Annotated in this window: 15 protein-coding genes and 1 riboswitch; of the genes, 5 read left to right on the top strand and 10 right to left on the bottom strand. The window is 50.6% G+C overall.

What is annotated here, in order from left to right; all coding sequences use genetic code 11:
- Positions 1–120: 120 nt before the first annotated feature.
- Positions 121–1,761 carry a peptide ABC transporter substrate-binding protein gene (locus tag EDM56_RS05405; protein WP_122916867.1) on the bottom strand — a complete coding sequence of 547 codons (1,641 nt, stop codon included), beginning with the start codon at positions 1,759–1,761 and terminating at the stop codon, positions 121–123.
- Between the two features lie 237 nt (positions 1,762–1,998).
- Here EDM56_RS05405 and EDM56_RS05400 point away from each other — a divergent pair, with 237 nt between their 5' ends.
- Positions 1,999–3,225 (top strand): MFS transporter, encoded by a 1,227-nt coding sequence (locus EDM56_RS05400; RefSeq protein ID WP_122916866.1) that lies wholly within the window; start codon positions 1,999–2,001, stop codon positions 3,223–3,225.
- A 20-nt stretch (positions 3,226–3,245) separates the two neighbouring features.
- On the opposite strand, the gene EDM56_RS05395 is transcribed toward EDM56_RS05400, so the two are convergent.
- The 5 genes from EDM56_RS05395 to rnjA form a co-directional block, all read right to left on the bottom strand.
- Positions 3,246–4,385, bottom strand: coding sequence for an ABC transporter permease (locus tag EDM56_RS05395; protein ID WP_122916865.1), 1,140 nt, complete (start codon positions 4,383–4,385; stop codon positions 3,246–3,248).
- Positions 4,382–5,128, bottom strand: a complete 747-nt coding sequence (locus EDM56_RS05390) for an ABC transporter ATP-binding protein (protein ID WP_122916864.1) — start codon at positions 5,126–5,128, stop codon at positions 4,382–4,384. Before EDM56_RS05390 ends, EDM56_RS05395 begins: the two co-directional genes overlap by 4 nt.
- Positions 5,129–5,189: 61 nt before the next feature.
- Positions 5,190–6,071: an aldo/keto reductase gene (locus EDM56_RS05385; RefSeq protein ID WP_122916863.1), complete on the bottom strand. Its 882-nt coding sequence runs from the start codon at positions 6,069–6,071 to the stop codon at positions 5,190–5,192.
- The gene (locus EDM56_RS05380) at positions 6,072–6,503 is read right to left on the bottom strand and encodes a BrxA/BrxB family bacilliredoxin (protein ID WP_122916862.1); all 432 of its coding nucleotides are present in this window, start codon (positions 6,501–6,503) and stop codon (positions 6,072–6,074) included.
- Between the two features lie 112 nt (positions 6,504–6,615).
- Positions 6,616–8,265: a ribonuclease J1 gene (gene rnjA, locus EDM56_RS05375; protein WP_122916861.1), complete on the bottom strand. Its 1,650-nt coding sequence runs from the start codon at positions 8,263–8,265 to the stop codon at positions 6,616–6,618.
- Positions 8,266–8,430: 165 nt separating this feature from the next.
- Between rnjA and EDM56_RS05370 the strand changes: the two genes are divergently transcribed.
- On the top strand, positions 8,431–8,853 hold the full coding sequence (locus EDM56_RS05370) for a DUF3889 domain-containing protein (RefSeq protein ID WP_122916860.1): 423 nt from the start codon (positions 8,431–8,433) through the stop codon (positions 8,851–8,853).
- Here the strand turns inward: EDM56_RS05370 and EDM56_RS05365 are convergent.
- The 3 genes from EDM56_RS05365 to EDM56_RS05355 all read right to left on the bottom strand — a co-directional run bounded on the left by EDM56_RS05365 (position 8,784) and on the right by EDM56_RS05355 (position 10,236).
- On the bottom strand, positions 8,784–9,380 hold the full coding sequence (locus EDM56_RS05365; RefSeq protein ID WP_122916859.1) for an SCO family protein: 597 nt from the start codon (positions 9,378–9,380) through the stop codon (positions 8,784–8,786). The genes EDM56_RS05370 and EDM56_RS05365 overlap by 70 nt on opposite strands.
- A 28-nt stretch (positions 9,381–9,408) precedes the next feature.
- Complete coding sequence (locus tag EDM56_RS05360; RefSeq protein ID WP_122916858.1) at positions 9,409–9,822, bottom strand: FixH family protein; 414 nt, start codon at positions 9,820–9,822, stop codon at positions 9,409–9,411.
- Positions 9,823–9,924: 102 nt separating this feature from the next.
- On the bottom strand, positions 9,925–10,236 hold the full coding sequence (locus EDM56_RS05355) for a rhodanese-like domain-containing protein (RefSeq protein ID WP_122916857.1): 312 nt from the start codon (positions 10,234–10,236) through the stop codon (positions 9,925–9,927).
- Positions 10,237–10,532: 296 nt separating this feature from the next.
- A riboswitch (SAM riboswitch) is annotated at positions 10,533–10,641 on the top strand.
- Between the two features lie 90 nt (positions 10,642–10,731).
- Here EDM56_RS05355 and EDM56_RS05350 point away from each other — a divergent pair.
- The 3 genes from EDM56_RS05350 (at position 10,732) to EDM56_RS05340 (ending at position 14,674) form a co-directional block, all read left to right on the top strand.
- Complete coding sequence (locus EDM56_RS05350; RefSeq protein WP_122916856.1) at positions 10,732–12,018, top strand: homocysteine synthase; 1,287 nt, start codon at positions 10,732–10,734, stop codon at positions 12,016–12,018.
- Between the two features lie 198 nt (positions 12,019–12,216).
- Positions 12,217–13,296: an ArsR/SmtB family transcription factor gene (locus tag EDM56_RS05345; RefSeq protein WP_122916855.1), complete on the top strand. Its 1,080-nt coding sequence runs from the start codon at positions 12,217–12,219 to the stop codon at positions 13,294–13,296.
- Positions 13,280–14,674 (top strand): MFS transporter, encoded by a 1,395-nt coding sequence (locus EDM56_RS05340; RefSeq protein ID WP_122916854.1) that lies wholly within the window; start codon positions 13,280–13,282, stop codon positions 14,672–14,674. The genes EDM56_RS05345 and EDM56_RS05340 overlap by 17 nt, the downstream gene beginning before the upstream one ends.
- A 31-nt stretch (positions 14,675–14,705) precedes the next feature.
- Here the strand turns inward: EDM56_RS05340 and EDM56_RS05335 are convergent, their stop codons facing one another.
- Entirely contained in the window at positions 14,706–15,584 is an 879-nt protein-coding gene (locus tag EDM56_RS05335) for a hypothetical protein (protein WP_122916853.1), read from the bottom strand.
- Positions 15,585–15,652: the final 68 nt, after the last annotated feature.

The following is a 15,652-nucleotide window of genomic DNA, read 5'->3' as shown; positions in this document are numbered from 1 at the left end:
ACAGCACTGATTGCTCACATTACACTATGACAAGAGAAGAGAACTGGATTGGTCGGATGTCCATAGCCACGAAAAAAAAGAGGCACCTGACTGGCAGGTCCTCTTTTTGTCATGCGTATCTTACTCGATGGAAGCCCATTTGTAATCGATGAAGCCCAATCCATCCATCAAAACGCCTTTTACGTTGTCTTTTTTCACGTAAGAGTTCGTATAGAAGTAGATAGGCGCGATTGGCATTTCATCCATCAAGATTTGCTCTGCTTGCGCAAGAATGGCTTTCCGTTTTTCCGGATCAGCTTCCAGGGCAGATTTGTTCAACAGCTCTTGGTACTGTTTGTTTTCCCAGAACGTATCGTTGTTACCGCCATTTTTCTCTTTGAAGAGAGCCAGGAAGTTGATTGGATCGTTGAAGTCGCCGGTCCAACCGGAACGGAATACATGCGTGTTACCTTGGTGCATATCTTCCAGGTAAACTTTCCACTCTTTGTTTTCCAGTTTCACGTCAGCGCCCAATTCCTTTTTCCATTGGTCTTGGATCGCTTCAGCGATTTTCTTGTGACCCTCGGATGTGTTGAAGGACAGTGTGATCGGCGGCAGCTTAGTGATGCCGAGCTCTTTCATACCTTCAGCCAGCAATGTTTTCGCTGTTTCCACATCATGGTCTTTGAAGTAGCCATCTTTGTTCAAGATCATGGATGTTGGCACCAAACCGGTTGCTGGAGCTTGTTCTGCTTGGGTTACGTTATCGATGATCGATTTACGGTCAATCGCGTAAGCAAACGCTTTACGGATTTTCGCGTTGTTGAATGGCGCTTTTGTCGTATTGAACTTGTACATATAGGTTGCGGCGATTGGCTGGATGTTCAGCTTGCCGGAATCCTTGAGCGATTGCATCGCGTCGGTTGGGATTGTGCTCAGTGGAGCACCTGCCCAGTCAAGTTCACCGTTATCGAACATGGACAGTTCGGTATTCTCATCTTCAACCATAGAGAAGTCGATTTTGTCCAATTTGACAGTATCTTTATCCCAGTAGTTATCGTTCTTAACCAGAGTCAGCTTGCTCTTATGCTCCCAAGCCTCAAGTTTGAATGGACCGTTACCCACGTGGGTTTTCGCTTCTGTCGCCCATTTTGGATCAGCAGTTACGACTTTTTGGTCAACTGGGTAGTACGTATAGAAAGCGGTCAGCTCCAAGAAGTATGGAGTTGGGTTTTCGAGTGTGACTTGAAGCGTTTTGTCGTCCAACGCTTTTACGCCAACGTCATCCATTTTCGCTTCGTTTTTGTTGAATTTTTCACCGTTTTTAATGTAGTACAGCTGATAAGCATAGTTGGAAGCTGTTTTTGGATCGAGCGCGCGCTTCCAAGCGAATTCAAAGTCTTTCGCTGTTACAGGATCACCATTGCTCCATTTGCTATCGCGAAGGTGGAAGGTGTACGTCAGCATGTCTTTCGAAACATCCACTTTTTCCGCAACGGATTCATGCGGTTTGCCGTCTTGGCCTGTGCGAGTCAAACCGTCAAACGTCGCGCGGATAACCGCACCGGAAGTCGAGTCTTCCGCGATACCTGGGTCGAGCGTTGGCGGCTCGGAGTGCAAGTTCAGACGAAGAGTTTGTGGGCCATTATTTTTCGCTGGTTGTGCAGCGGAACCATTGTTATTTTCAGCAGGTGCTGGAGCTGCCGAGTTGCCACCGCAACCTGCAAGCGCAGCGCCTAAGACGAGAACAGAGCTGACAAGGACAAAAACATTCTTTTTCAACTTATTTTTCCCCCTTAATCAAAAATCTTTTATTAGAATACAACTATTTGAAAAATTTTTAAACTATATTGAAGTTTATTTAATTATGTTTTATTTTTGGTTATTTTTATTAAAAACGATAAAGAATATTAAATCTCCAATTAAAATTTATTTGTTTGTAAACTTTTTCATTTACTAAGTGTTTCTTAAAGAAGTATACTGGTGCTACTTACCATTCGCAGAAATCAGGTGAAAAACATGAAGTGGCTTTCCGCCTATCCAAAAGAGGCGATCGTTTTCATTGCAGCTAGCTTTGTGAACTCTTTAGGTAGCGCTTTCATGTGGCCGCTGACCACACTGTATGTCTATCATGAGCTTCACCGTCCTATGGCCGATGCGGGCTTCGTCCTTATGCTCCAATCTTTGGCCGGTATTGCGGGGCAATTTATCGGCGGAAGCCTGTTTCACCGCCTTGGCGCCAAGTCCCTGATCGTCGGCTCGTTGTTATTATGTGGCATCTCTCAGCTTTCCATACTTTTTACACGTGATTGGTCTGTCTATGTTTTCATCATGTCCCTGCTCGGTCTATTAAACTCCGTCTCCACGCCGGCGATACAGGCATTCATCGGGTTTCGCTGGAAAGAGAAACGGAATGAGCTGTTCAACATCGTTTACGTGAGCAACAATATCGGGATGGCGATCGGTACTTCCTTGGCCGGCGTCCTCGCTTCGCTCAGCTTTTCGTTTACGTTTTTGTTTAACAGCTTGAGCACGATCGGCTTCGCGCTTTTTATTCTTTGGTTTATGCGGGGTATGACGCTGGTCGATAAACGGGAGGTCAGCGTAAGCGCGATTTCCAATCTATCGGAGCAAAGCCCCCTCTATCTCTTGATGCAATATCGGATTTATTTGTTTATTGGACTCGGCTCCGCCTCCATCTGGTTCTCGATGGCGCTGTGGAATTCGGGCGTCGCGCCTTACTTGACCGATATGGGCTACAATTACACCGCCTACAGCTTCCTTTGGACCGTGAATGGAGTCGTGATCTTTTTCGGGCAGCCGATCACTTCATTGATCAAACGGCTCTGGGCCCGCACGATTTCCTCCCAACTGGTGGCCAACGCCATCTGCTACGGCTGCGGGTTCGGCTTTATTCTGTTTTATCATGACAGCTATTACATGCTCGTGCTGGGCATGGTCATCATCACATTGGGCGAAATGCTGATGGCGCCCGCGATTCCCGCTTTCATTAGCGAAAAAACCGGCCTCGCCGCCCCGTTTTATCTCGGCGTCGCAGGCAGCTTCGGCAGCATCGGCCGGGTTCTCGGACCGCTCCTGTTCGGACGACTGTATGATGAAGGTGGTATTACCCCAGTGCTTTTACTGGGCACCATCGTTTCCGTCGTGGCGATCTTTCTCTTTTTGTTCCATGCCGCGTTCAACCGCGAAAACCAAGGAAAACATGCCAAAAACCACCCTGCCTAATAAACGGGGTGGTTTGTTTTTTACAACAGTGCTGCTATTATCGACACCACGGCTTGCAATAGCAGCAACAGACGGCATCCCCATTGAAAGGAACGCTTACGCTCGGTCTCATTGATCGGAAAAAGCGCTAGCCGACCAGAGGCCTGCAGATGCTTCCGGATCCCTGCAAGCTGGCTGCGCGCGATCAGGAGAAACAGTACAGCTACGATGATTTTGACATACGGATTGGGCAAAATCATGACCAAAAGGGCTCCTAGCAAAACGAGCCGGACATAGACGCCCGCATAGTCTCCCGAACGGATGAACGTCTTGAAAAACAGCACGCGCGCTGCATTCGACTGGCGATACGGGATCAGACTTGTAACCCAATAGAGCCAGCGGCGCGGCTTAACACGGTGCTGCAGCGCAGGAATGTCGGTGAATTGGTTGACGATTCGATAAAACCTGTTTTTCAATCCGTTTTCCATTTCCAAAAGCGCGTACCATTTGAGCGAATGCCGCGTCCGTATCCTTTGCAGCCGGACGTGAAACCAGAAGAGCGGAACAATACACAAAAGGCCGCCAAACGGGATGTGTTGATAAGCGAACAGCTGTCCCTCACCAAGCGTCCAAGCGATAACATAGTAGGTATAAACGAATCGTGCCAGCGTCAGCAGCCGCTGATCTCTCTTGTCAGGCAGCCTCAGCACGATCCAGCTGCTGTACACGTTCCAGCCTTTCAGCACCAGAGGCACGCACCAGTAAAACACCAGCTGCGTTTGCCCCACGCTCATCGTCCCCGTATACATCGGCGAACAGATGAGAAGTAGGACGCACAGCCAGACGCTCTGCACGAAAAAATTGTAGCGCTTTGTCTTTTGAAAATACCGGCTCATGTCGGTCTCGAGCGGCGTGAGGAATAGCAGGTCGGCCTCCAGCAGGAATGTCCGATGCGGACATCTCGCAGTGAATGCAGCGAGTAGAAGCGCAAGAACATACGGAATTGGCAGCCAAGGTGGAATCAGCTCAACGAAGCTGCGGTAATAAAAGGCGAGGATTCCGCCCAGAATGATGGTGAAAAAAAGCACGCCTCCATTAGCCAGATACTGTGAATAACGCACGAATTCGATGGAGAACCGCCTGAACCGCTCGTGAAATAACGCCTCAACATCCAGCTTCACGATTGATCCCCATCCTCTACGATCTGAAGATAAATGTCATCCAGCGAGTGGTTGTGCAATCCTGTGGATCGGCGGAGCTCATCCAGCGTTCCTTCAGCCTTGATCTCGCCTTTGTGCATAATGAGAAACCGATCGCACACTTTCTCGGCCGTCGCCAAAATGTGCGTCGACATCAAAATGCCCGCCCCTTGCTCCTTGCACCGGTTGAGCCAGTTCATCAACGACCGGATCGCCAGCGGGTCCAATCCCAAAATCGGCTCATCGATAATATAGAGAGGTGGTTCAACGAGCAAGGCCATCATGATCATGAGTTTTTGTCGCATGCCCTTGGAAAATTGCTGCGGAAATCGATCCTTCATCGCCTCCATCCGAAACTCTTTCAGGAGCGGCTCCGCACGTTCCATGAGGATCGATCGCTCCAGACCGTGGCTCATGGCCATTAATTCCAAGTGCTCCCATAGAGATAGTTCTTCATAATAAATGGGAGACTCGGGAATGTAGGCGTACGAGAATCGATATGTATCCGGGTTGGTTTGAAACGTTTTGCCCGCGATGCTGATAACCCCTTCTCTCGGCTCAAGCAACCCCAGAATATGTTTGATGGTCGTGCTTTTTCCCGCACCATTTAATCCGATCAGCGCAACGATTTCCCTTTCGTTGACACGGAAGGAGACATCCTTGATGACCGGCTGGCTCGCAAAATACCCGCCTGATACGCCTTTCACTTCCAGAAGGCTCGACACCTGATCCCCTCCTTTTTCTTGTAAAAAAACCACCCAACGAAAATGGGTGGTCTTGTTGTGTTTACTGTTTCGGAAAATGCAGCTCAGGCAGTTTGTACCACTCGCCCGACATCCATTCGCCCGCTTTCCAGCGCAGCACATCGGCGCGAACCAGCGGCATGATCTCCTGGAAAAACGCCAGGCGTTCAATATCGTCCATTGGGGTGAAGGCATTCGCCTCCGCCACATCCTGCTCCAGCTCACTCATCTTACTTACGCCGAGAATCGCGGTGCTGACTGGCAAACTCCATGTATAGCGCAATGCTTGACTGGTCCAAGGTGCCAGTTTGCCTAGCGCCATCACCTTCATCCCGATGACAGCGACACCTTTTTCCACTGCCAACGGAACAAAATCATGCGCAAAGCTGTAGATGAAATGGTCCAATGCGGAGAGCGCCACCAGCGCGCTGTCAAACGGGAAGCGACGGATCGCTTCGGCCAACAAGCGCGGATCGGTGTGGCCGCTGATGGAGAGCTTGCGGACAAGCCCTTGCTCGCGCGCCTCCAGCAGCGCCTGAATCGCACCGTCTTTGGCGAACGCCGCTGCCAGATCTTTGGGCTGCATGACATTGTGGATGCGCCATTCATCGACATAATCGGTTTGCAGCCGCTTCAAGCTGCCTTCCAGATCGCGCAAGGCGGCATCCCGCGTGCGGCCCCCTGTTTTGGTCGTGATGTGAACGCGATTGCGAAGCCCTTTAAGTCCAAGGCCCACCCGGGATTCCGACTGGCCGTCGCTATAGCTAGGGGCTGTATCAAAATAATTGACCCCCAGCTCTACCGCACGGCGGATAATCTCGATCGCCTGCTCTTCGGTGCAATCATGTTCATCAACGATGCGCTGTGCACCAAAACCGAGCAGCGATACTTGAAACGGATCTCGTCCGTACGCTCGCGTTTGCATTTATTTGCAGTATTTGTCAAAGGCAGTCGTGAGCAGATGAGAAATGCCTTCCAACGAGTTGTTCTCAATTTGATGGCGCTCAACCATTGCAACCAGCTCGCCGTCTTTCAACAGAGCGAAGGATGGGGATGATGGCGGATAGCCTGTGAAGAATTCACGTGCTTTCGCTGTCGCTTCTTTGTCTTGTCCAGCGAACACCGTGTAGAGATGATCCGGTTTCGCTTCGTTGTTCAGCGAGTGCGCCACACCTGGACGAGCCAAGCCCGCTGCGCATCCGCAAACGGAGTTCACGACAACCAGTGCGGTACCTTTCATATCGGAGAAAGCTTGTTCCACTTCCTCTGGCGTACGCAGTTCGTTGAATCCGTGGCGCGTCAATTCATCGCGCATCGGCTGAATCACTTGGTTCATATATGCCTCATAAGACATCATCTTGGATCACTCCTCTTGTTTTGTAAAAAACGCCTCGACGTTTTTGGTGTGATGCTGTTGATGCTTCTATTATACCCTGCTCATGTATCAGCAGAAAATAGCGGAAGTGTCGTTACACTTCCATCAAGATGGTCAAGATCATCGGATTGCGTCCCGTCTTTTCAAAGATGTACGGCTTCAGCACCTCATTGATCTGCGCTTTCAGCTCCGACCAGTCTTTGACCTTTTTATCCATGGCTTCCAGCAGCTTCTGTTTCACTAGAACCGTCGCTTCCTGAATCAGCGTTTCCGAGCCGCGCACATAGACGAATCCGCGACTTACCAGGTCAGGACCTGTCAGCACTTTGAAATTTTTCATGTCGATGCTGACGACAACTACGATCAAGCCGTCTTCCGCCAAATGCTTGCGGTCGCGCAGCACGATATTGCCGACATCGCCGATCCCGCTGCCGTCGATCAGCACGACGCCTGCCGGCACCTTGCCCATCGTAACGGATTCGCGGGTTGCACGCATGCACTCGCCATTGTCCATGACAAAAATGTTTTTCGGCTCGATACCGACTTGCATGGCAAGCTTGGCATGGGTTTTGAGCATCCGGTACTCCCCGTGGATCGGGATGAAGTAACGCGGGCGGATAAAGCTGAGCATCAGCTTCAGCTCTTCGCTGCTTCCGTGACCGGACGCATGGATGTCAAACACTGAACCGTGGATCACATTGGCGCCAGCGCGGTACAGCTTGTCGATCGTCCGACTGACATTCACCGTATTCCCCGGAATCGGCGATGCAGAGATGATCACGGTATCATCCGGGTAAATTTGCACGGTGCGGTGCGATCCTGAAGCGATCCGGGTCAACGCTGCCATCGGCTCCCCTTGACTGCCTGTGCAGATGATCAAAATCTGGTTGTCCGAATAATTGTCGATTGTTTTGATATCGATCAGCATGCCTTCTGGAATCTGGATATAGCCCAGCTCCTGCCCGATCAAAAAGACTTTCTCCATGCTGCGTCCGATCACCGCGATCTTGCGGTTTTGCGCCTTGGCTGCATCCACAACCTGCTGCAGACGATGTACGTTTGAGGCGAACGTCGCCAAAATGATGCGCCCTCTCGCTTTCGTCACAACATCGAGAATGCCCTCGCCAACTGAACGCTCAGACATGGTGAAGCCAGGACGTTCGCTATTTGTGCTGTCAGAAAGGAGCACGAGTACATCGCCGTTGCCGATCTTCGCCATTTTGGCAAACTCCGTGGAATGGCCGACCGGTGTCATATCCAGTTTGAAGTCGCCGGTGTGCACAACTTTCCCTTGCGGCGTTTCGATGCAGATACCGTATGAATCAGGAATGCTGTGGTTGGTGCGGAAAAACGAAACCGTCATATGGTTGAAAGCGATCACCGAGTCTTCGTTGACGAAATTCATTTCCACTTCCGCTACCATCCGGTGCTCTTCCAGCTTGGACTTCACCAAGCCGAGCGTCAGGCGCCCGCCGTAAATCGGCATTTTCACCTGCTTTTGCACAAAAGGAATCGCACCGATATGGTCCTCATGGCCATGTGTCAAAAACAATCCTTTGATTTTGTGCTTGTTGTCGATCAAATAAGAGACGTCTGGGATGACGAGATCAATGCCGAACATCTCGTTTTCCGGGAACTTGACGCCACAGTCGATGACGATGATTTCGTCCTCATACTCTACGCAGTACATGTTTTTCCCGATCTCGCCCAAACCGCCAAGCCCAAAGATTTTTACTTCACTCAAAACAATACCTCCTACCGTTCCTCTACTTCCTATCTATTGTACCATAATGCTGGTGATTTCTTTCCACTCAATTGGACAAGCCATCCCGCTCGCTTTTTGCATAACCGCAATGACTGCGGTCAGACTAGGAAGAACACAGGTCCTCTGTAAACGAAAGGAGCAGGCATGAAACGTCTATCTTGCCTATGGCTTTGCTGCGCGCTTTGTTTTGCCGCCGTACTACCTGGCCAGCCCGAGGCCCATGCACATTCTTTGGTGGCAACACCTGCGCCTGAACCGGGTTATGCCAAATGGGGCCGACTGGCGGTAGCCGAAACGATGAAGCGGTATCCGAATACCGCCATCATCGATTATCTTCATGTAGGCCGAACGTATCCAGCCCCGGGCATCGCCCAAGAAACGTTCAAACTGCTGCTCAAAAAGAACGGACGGGTCTGGGCTGTTTATGTGCGAATCCAGTTTGAGCGAGCATCCGAAAAACTGATTCGCCTGCAGATGAATGAGGCGGAAGGAACCGCTTATTCGTTTGCCACTCGCTTCATGTCACCGATGATTTTGTCCATATCCATCTCTGCGGCCATGCCATAAATAGCGCGCATTTTTTTCTCCTTGTCGATCAAAAAGATCTTCATCGTATGGACAAACGTGCCATCCGGCTGTTTCAAGACACCGACGCCAAAGCTTTGCGCGACCTGAGCCACCGTCGCTTCCTCACCGCGCAGGAAGTGCCAGCCTGTCTGATCCGCTCCGAAGCTGTCTGCGTATTTTTGCAAAACAGCTGGCGTATCTCGCTCCGGATCAAACGAGACCGTCATCAGCTGCACATCTTTGCCGAACAATCCTTCTGCCTTCAATTCCTTTTGAATTTTGGCCATGTTCAAGGTCGTCGGCGGGCAAACGTCGATGCAGTTGGTGAAAATAAAGGCGACAAGACGTACCTTGCCGTCGGTATCGCTGAAATGGAACGGCGATCCGTCCAAATTTTCCAGGGCAAAATCAGGCATGGTTTTATAGACCGGCAATCGGTGCTTCTGCTCGTAATAGCTGTATCCGAAATAACCGATGACTGCGAGTCCAATCACACTTGCCAAGATGGCAAGCCAATACTTCCGCATGGGTGTCCCTCTCCTTTGACTCTATCTACTAGTTTTGTACGGTGACGCTGTACGTAAACGTATGCACGTTTTGTTTTTCGTCGGTCCAGATCAGCTTGACATCCCATGTGCCGTCCATCATCAGATGCGGACCTTCCGCCGTCCATTTGCCGTCCTTTGCTTTCAGCTGCTGTTCGCTTTTGCCGTGGTCATCCATCCCCTGCATCGCGAAAGTCAGCTTAGCGCTGCCTGTTTCCACCTTTTGTTGCTTGTCGTCTGTGATCGTGATCTCATATGTATTCGGTCCGACAATGCCCGGTGTGATGAGCAGATCGGCTGTATACTGATCGGCGCTCGCCTGCTGCTTAATCGGTTCTTTTTGCGTCTCATCCTTTGCTCCGCAGCCTGCGAGCATCGCCAACACAAGCGCGAATACCGGTAGCAATCGTCTCCAACTCCTCATGGTTCCCTTCTCCTTCTTGTCCGATTTTTTAATCGTTTCGGTTCGATTGCACACGAAACAAAGGCATCAGGCCAAAAAGCCCAATGCCTGCAAACTCATATCTTATTTTTCCACTTCGCCCGGCCAAGCCAGCATGCCGCCTACCAGATTGGTCGCATCAAACCCCAGCTCCGTCAAATACTCGCATGCGCGATGGCTGCGCGCCCCGCTGCGGCAAATCATGATGAGCGGAGTTTCTTTGTCCAGCTCATCCAGACGGTGTGGCAAAAAGCCGAGAGGGATCAGCTTCGCTTCTTTCATGTGGCCCGCGTTCCATTCCTCCAGCTCGCGCACATCAACCAGCTGCAGCTTTTCACCTTTTTCCAACTTAGCGATCAGGTCATCCGGCAGTATTTCCTTTACTTGTTGTTCCATCTATGTCAGCCTCCTGTTATGATGATTCCCAGCAAACTACAATCCTCGCATCATCATACCACATCTTTCCGTTATTATCGACTCAGCCACGGCCGTCCCCGAACATAGCGCGCATCGAATAGAAACAGGCGTAAACAGTGGAATCGCTAGCATGCAGGGCTTGTGAACAAGATACGGCGAATCGGTTACAATTTTGAAAATATTATAATTCCCCTCCGTTTACTTGGGTTTTTTTGGTTGACACCCTTCCACTCATCCCTTACAATAAGAATCGTTCCACTAATTTTAAAATTCACAACTCATCAAGAGTGGCGGAGGGACTGGCCCTTTGAAGCCCGGCAACCGGCATGATCTACATGCAAGGTGCTAAATCCTGCAGAATCGATGGATTCTGAGAGATGAACTTGGCGTTTGGCGTTCGTTCGCAAACAAAAGCCTTCTTCTCCTCGGAAGAAGGCTTTTTTATTTTATGATAAATGAGAAGGAGAGAGAGCCATGACTACCAATCCACAATGGAAGCCTGAAACACTCGCCCTGCACGGCGGACAAGAGGTTGACCCGGTTACCGGTTCCCGCGCTGTGCCGATTTACCAAACCAGCTCGTATGTTTTCCGCGATGCGGACCATGCGGCCAACCTGTTTGCGTTAAAAGAGTTCGGCAATATTTATACGCGCATCATGAATCCGACCAACGACGTGTTCGAGAAACGCGTGGCATTGCTGGAAGGTGGCGTTGGAGCATTGGCGACCGCTTCCGGACAAGCGGCGATTACGTTCGCGCTGCTAAATATCGCAGTGGCTGGCGACGAGATTGTCGCGTCCAGCAGCCTGTACGGTGGTACCTACAATCTCTTCTATCACACGTTCCCAAAACTGGGCATCAAGGTTCATTTTGTCGATCAGTCCAACCCGGGTAATTTCCGTGAAAAAATCAATGAAAAAACGAAAGCGGTGTTCATCGAAACGATCGGCAATCCGCGCATCAACGTAGCGGACTTGGAAGCGATCGCTGCTATCGCGCACGAAAATGGCCTGCCGCTCATCGTCGACAACACATTCGCCTCCCCGATCCTGTGCCGTCCATTTGATTTCGGAGCTGACATCATCGTACATTCCACGACCAAGTTCATCGGTGGACACGGTACATCGATCGGCGGCATCATCGTCGATTCCGGCAAATTCGATTGGAACAATGGTAAATTCCCAGGCCTGACTACCCCGGACCCAAGCTATCACGGTGTGAACTATTCCGAGGCTGTTGGCAACCTGGCCTATATCATCAAGGCTCGCGTGCAGCTGCAGCGCGACCTCGGCGCTGCCCAATCGCCGTTCAACTCCTTCTTGTTCCTGCAAGGGTTGGAAACCTTGCACCTGCGCATGGAGCGCCACAGCCAAAACGCGCTGGCTGTCGCCAAATTCCTGTCCGAGCATCCGCAAGTGGAATGGGTCAACTACCCAGGGCTCGAAAGCGATTCCCAATACAAGCTGGCGCAAAAGTATTTGCCGAAAGGGCAAGGTGCCATCCTTACATTCGGTGTCAAAGGCGGCGTGAACGAAGGTCGCAAGCTGCTTGAGTCGACTAAGCTATTCTCCCATCTGGCAAACGTTGGCGACTCCAAGTCGCTCATCATCCATCCTGCAAGCACGACGCATCAGCAGCTGTCAGAGGATGAGCAGCGCGCAGCAGGCGTGAATCCGGAAATGCTCCGCCTTTCCGTCGGTACAGAAGCGATCGATGATATTTTAGAAGATTTGGATCAAGCGCTGAAGCAAACCGTGTAAAAAACCGCTATCATGCTTCACGTTTCATAAGGAAATGGGTCAGTCAGAGAAATCTGGCTGGCCTTTTTTGTGTTTCGCTCACTGCAGATTTGCAATCTTCCGGTCACCGCGTTGATCATGATCTCTACGTTCTATTTTTATTGAATTTTAAATTCGAAAATATTAGAATGTAGTAAAAAATGGAATGTGGTGATTGTAATGAAACTTTTGCAGCTCTCCCATGAACGCGAAACATACGATGTCGTCCTTCAGCATTCGCTTCTTTTCGAATGTGCACTCGGTTTGGCCGCTGCCACTTATCATGAAATACATCCGTCTTTGGAAAAGGATACATCTTACTGGGCAAACGCCCGCCACTCCCTCTCGCTGGACATGCAGGTGCAGCTCGATTATCTCGAACGCAACAATACATGGAAAACGCTGTTGCAGCTGCTGCACGCGGATGACTTTTCTGATCTGGAGTCGTTTCTTGGATTCATCCGCTCCCTTTCCGACATCGAATTGCTCTATCATAGTTATCCATACGTAGGAAAGAAACAGGAAGCGTTGCGAAAGAAAGCTGCCTCGGGCGATGCCGACGCTATCGATCAGCTGGTGGAGCGCTGCCGGGATCACAAGTTTTTCCCCGCTTACTTACGCTTTTTACAGCAGGTCGATCCTGGTGAGCTCCGTGAGCATCTGCTCGCCGTGATGGAAGGCTGGTACCAAACGCACGTGCTTCCAGAGCAGGAGGAGCTTGCCGTCATTCTTGCCTGCGATCTTGCGGCAAAAAAGCACATGCAGCAAAAGCTCGCTTCCGAGCAATTTGTGGAGTGGGCAACTGGCGGAATTCGCTATGTCCCTGAACCTTCTGTCACTCGTGTCGTACTGATTCCCCATGTGACCTATCGCCCGTGGAACATCCAGTCCGACTGTGTAGGCACCAAAATTTTTTACTATCCGGTCGCCGACGACAGCCTAACGGAAACGCCGGACTTGTACGCACCACCATTGCGGTTGACCGGCGCGTACAAGGCACTTGGCGATGAACACCGGCTTCGGCTGGTCAAGCATCTGTACCATCGTGACTATACGCTGCAGGAGCTGACGGAAAAGCTGTCCTTGGCCAAATCGACCGTCCACCATCACCTGATGCTGCTTCGGTCAGCCCGCCTGGTCACAACCGAGGGCACTGCCTATCGACTGGAAAAACAACCACTGGAGCTTCTTGCAAACGATTTGCTTGCCTTTTTGCAAAAGGAACAGTCGGAGGGCCCAGACGATGATGCCAACGCCTAGTCGTGTGCTCTATCGCAATCCGTCTTTCACCAGCATTTGGATTGGAGAAGCCGCTTCCTCACTTGGCGGTAGCTTTGGTACAGTCGCCAACTCCTGGCTATTGTTCCAAATCACCGGGACGGGACTGGAAGCCGCGCTTGGCAGCATGTGGCTGATTTATATGCTCCCCTCGCTTTTGGTCCAATTGGTCATCGGCCCTTATTTAGACCGATGGAACAAGCAGCGTGTCATGCTCTTTTCCCAGATCGCTCGAGCCTTGCTCTTCTGCTTTCCGCTCTTAATGAGTCTGAACGGACATTTGCAGCCTTGGCACATTTTTGTGGTTTCACTGGGGAACGGACTGATTCAGCCTCTCTATGTCCCCTCCAGCATGGCCTTGCTCCCCTCCTTGCTGGATGAAAAGCAGCTTCCTCAAGCAAACGCTGTCATCGACGGAACATCCCGGCTGATGATGTTTCTGGGCCCTCCTGCAGGCGGTCTGCTCGTGGCACTCATTGGCGCTCCTTTTACCCTGACTGGCATTATTCTGCTGTATCTGGCAAGCGGTGCATTGTTGCTGCGGTGCCGCCCCATCCACCAGCAACAGGAGCAAAAGCGGGAAACTTGGGCCGCTCAGCTTATTGCGGGCTTCCGCTATTTTTTTGCCCATAAGCAGTTGGTCTGGCTCAGTGTGTTTCTTGCCTTTGTCCAATTCGCTGTCGGCGTCACGATGGTGCTCTATCTCCCCTTTGTGGTTCAAACGCTTGGCGGCAGCTCGTTTACATATGGATTGTTTATCGCCATGTTTCCTTTGGGGTATTTTCTCGGCAGTCTGTTGGTGCCTCGGTTTAGCTCTGGTTCTAGCCGCCACTCTGGTTCCGTTCTGCGTACTGATTCAGGTCAGTATCCCAATCTCAGTCTTCGCGCTGACCCACGCCTTCGTCTTATACCCCGTCTTCGTCTCCATTTTCGTCGTTGGCTGGGACAGGGGCTGCCGCTTCGCATCGTGATGCTTGGCTCGATTTTGCTGGGCGGCTCGACGTTTTTCGCATTATCGTTAGTTCATCACATCTGGATTGCGCTTCTGATCGAACTCTTTGCCGGGATCACCTCCCCCTTTTTTCAGGTGCACAGCACAACACTGTATCAATGTACGGTTCCCGCAGACATGCGCGGGCGCGTCTTTTCCGTGCGCCTCCTGATTATCCGCAGCGTCATGCCGCTCGGTACGCTCTTTGGCAGCGTGTGTGCACCTATTTGGGGAATACGGCCGATTTTTGCGTTTATTGGCGGAGTGATTTGTTTGGCGGCGTTCGTGGGGGTGGTGGTGCCGTGGTTTCGGTTTTTGGATGGGGGAAACCTGGGTGAAACATCCGTAGATAAAAAAAGCTCCGCTTGAGTTGTTGGTTCTCAATCGGAGCCTCTATTGCTTATTTGGATGACTTATCTCTAATCCATTTATCCACTTTTTGCTTCAAGCCATCGCTTTTCACTTTACCCGGGTTCTTCAAATCTTCTCCGGTAAGATCGAGGAGTGCTTGATACATGTACTTTTTCACATCCGCCTCATAGTCTCTCACATCTTCGAGATCGCGCTTGCTAGATGAATCGAGCCAATCGTCCAAAGCGTTCAACGCTTTTTCCTTCCTTTTGACGGCAGTTTGAATATCATCGATTATGTCTTCCATCCTTCTTCTTTCTTTTGATCCAAGCTGCCTGCCCAGCTCATTAGCCAAGGCATTCATTCGATCTTCCATAATATCAAAAGGGATGGAGCGATAGAGAATCTGTTGTCGCAGCGTATCCATATTCGGCTGTACATTTTGGCTCAGCTTCATTTGGATGGTATATTCAATCATATCGGAGGTCGACAAAAGCCCTTTGATCATACCCGCGATATTATTGATATCTTGCATCATCATCCCAGAATGGTAGTCATTTGTTTCGTAAGGGATTCCCTTCATGATCTCGCTTTCGATTTGTTGCCGGCTTTTGTGGTTATTGGTATACATGGCTACGTTCGCCGACACATTTTTATCATTGTCACCGCCACCAAAAAAGAGATATGCATTGTACGAATCTTTGTCATAGTAATAAGCCAGCTTTCTTTGGTCAGAAAGCGCCTTTGCCGGAACATACAGCTGGCCGTTAATCAGCACACCTGTCTCTTGTGTAGGTTTATTATCGACCGTCAGCAATACATTTTCAAAATTCCCTGTTTGGCCATATGGACTTACACCCGCCGCATATGCCGTCCCTACAACACCAAGAAATACGGCAAGGGACGCAGCCATTGTTTTGGTTTTCATCCGTTATCTCCTTTCCCATTTATCCTTCTATATGAATGCATACTACGCAAGATACAACAGCCCTTCCG

This window comes from Brevibacillus fluminis (assembly GCF_003710825.1).
In the GTDB taxonomy this organism is placed as follows: Bacteria; Bacillota; Bacilli; order Brevibacillales; family Brevibacillaceae; genus Brevibacillus_D; species Brevibacillus_D fluminis.
Note: the sequence above shows the minus strand (reverse complement) of the source record. Positions and strands in the feature narration are given on the sequence as shown.

Excerpts from the sequence above, each read along its gene's own strand:
- EDM56_RS05400 (WP_122916866.1), top strand. The coding sequence starts at position 1,999 with ATGAAGTGGCTTTCCGCCTATCCAAAAGAGGCGATCGTTTTCATTGCA.
- EDM56_RS05385 (WP_122916863.1), bottom strand. The coding sequence starts at position 6,071 with ATGCAAACGCGAGCGTACGGACGAGATCCGTTTCAAGTATCGCTGCTC.
- EDM56_RS05380 (WP_122916862.1), bottom strand. The coding sequence starts at position 6,503 with ATGATGTCTTATGAGGCATATATGAACCAAGTGATTCAGCCGATGCGC.
- EDM56_RS05370 (WP_122916860.1), top strand. The coding sequence starts at position 8,431 with ATGAAACGTCTATCTTGCCTATGGCTTTGCTGCGCGCTTTGTTTTGCC.
- EDM56_RS05365 (WP_122916859.1), bottom strand. The coding sequence starts at position 9,380 with ATGCGGAAGTATTGGCTTGCCATCTTGGCAAGTGTGATTGGACTCGCA.
- EDM56_RS05360 (WP_122916858.1), bottom strand. The coding sequence starts at position 9,822 with ATGAGGAGTTGGAGACGATTGCTACCGGTATTCGCGCTTGTGTTGGCG.
- EDM56_RS05355 (WP_122916857.1), bottom strand. The coding sequence starts at position 10,236 with ATGGAACAACAAGTAAAGGAAATACTGCCGGATGACCTGATCGCTAAG.
- EDM56_RS05350 (WP_122916856.1), top strand. The coding sequence starts at position 10,732 with ATGACTACCAATCCACAATGGAAGCCTGAAACACTCGCCCTGCACGGC.
- EDM56_RS05345 (WP_122916855.1), top strand. The coding sequence starts at position 12,217 with ATGAAACTTTTGCAGCTCTCCCATGAACGCGAAACATACGATGTCGTC.
- EDM56_RS05340 (WP_122916854.1), top strand. The coding sequence starts at position 13,280 with ATGATGCCAACGCCTAGTCGTGTGCTCTATCGCAATCCGTCTTTCACC.
- EDM56_RS05335 (WP_122916853.1), bottom strand. The coding sequence starts at position 15,584 with ATGAAAACCAAAACAATGGCTGCGTCCCTTGCCGTATTTCTTGGTGTT.